Annotated in this window: 1 protein-coding gene; it reads left to right on the top strand. The window is 58.5% G+C overall.

What is annotated here, in order from left to right; all coding sequences use genetic code 11:
• Nucleotides 1-91: 91 nt before the first annotated feature.
• The gene (locus tag FQ187_RS29830) at nt 92-1,150 is read left to right on the top strand and encodes an IS110 family transposase (protein WP_149632224.1); all 1,059 of its coding nucleotides are present in this window, start codon (nt 92-94) and stop codon (nt 1,148-1,150) included.
• Nucleotides 1,151-1,412 lie beyond the last annotated feature (262 nt).

Here is a 1,412-nt window from a genome sequence, read left to right as displayed (position 1 = left end):
CGCCACGGTGGCAGTCTAAACAGCCAACGACAGCGAGGGCGAGTCCATGAAAAATCATAGTTCGATTGATCAATCCCTGTCTTCTTCCGATTTGTCGGCCTGCACAACCGTGGCGGTCGATCTGGCCAAGCAGGTCTTTCAGGTCGCTGGCGAAGACGTCCTCGGCCAAGTGCACTACGAGCAGCGGATCAAGTCTCGCGAGGCGTTTTATGAATTTCTCCGCCAGTTGCCGCCTCATGTCGTGGTTTTGATGGAGACCGGTCCGGGTGCTCAAGCCTGGGCCCGGCAGCTGCAAAACCAAGGCAATCTGGCGCGGATTCTTCCAGCCGGTTTGGTGGCCACACATCGCAGCGGGCCTAAAAATGATCGCAACGATGCGCTGGCAATTCTGCGGGCTGGTCGCGATGAAAAAATCTGCGCAGTACCGGTCAAAAGCGTCGCAGCGCTGGCAATGCAGGCGCTGCATCGCGCCCGTCAGGGCTATGTGCGTCGGCGCACGGCAGTAAGTAATCAGATGCGCGGCCTGCTGCTTGAGCACGGCGTGGCCTTGGCGCAGGGCGATGTTGCGATCAGCCAGAAAATTCCGCGGATACTGGAAGATGCTACCCAGCCAGTGCCGGGCCTGCTGCGTGAACTGATCGACGAACTGTTGGCCGAGTGGCGCCATTTGGGCGAGCGCATCAGCGTGCTGACGGGACGCCTGGAAGTGGCTGCCAACGCCGACATGACGGCGAAGCGACTGATGACTGTGCGCGGCATCGGCCCAGTCACGGCCACGGCACTGGTGGCCAAGGAAACCAAGCCTGAGCGATTTCCCAATGCCCGCAAGTTTGCCGCGTACTTTGGCATGGTGCCTGACCAGCACAGCAGCGGGAATACGGTCCGGCTGGGGGACATGACCAAGCGAGGTGATGTTTATTTACGCAGCCTGATGATCCAGGGAGCCCATGCGGTGCTGCAACAACTACGACCTGATTCCCAGCAACCCGATGACCGCCGTTTGTTACGCTGGATGAGCCGGCTGGGCCGTAAGGAGGCTGCGATCAGGCTAGCCAACCGCAACCTGCGAATCGTCTGGGTGCTTTTACAGAATGACCAGACTTATCGTCGCCACGCTGGTGATGGCCAGCAAGCGACGATGAGCCACTGAGTAACAGAGTTCTGCCACCGAGGTACTAACTGTCCGACCCTTTGCTGAAAAAAAATTGACCCCAGGTAAGACCGGCGTGGATTGATGCCTAAGCTGCTACTGGCCTTCGAGGCCTGACTGTAATCGGCATACCACGAGCTCTTCCAATTTTGGCCAGAAGCCGAAGACGGCTTCTTCGAATAGGCCTGATACATAGATGCAACGGGGCGGCGGTTTTTCAAAAGCGGGTAGACAGTGGGGGCGAGTCCATACATAGCAGCTG

Origin of the sequence: Pseudomonas sp. ANT_J28, assembly GCF_008370005.1 — a bacterium.
GTDB lineage: Bacteria > Pseudomonadota > Gammaproteobacteria > Pseudomonadales > Pseudomonadaceae > Aquipseudomonas > Aquipseudomonas frigoris.
This window is presented reverse-complemented; position numbering and strand designations above follow the sequence as displayed.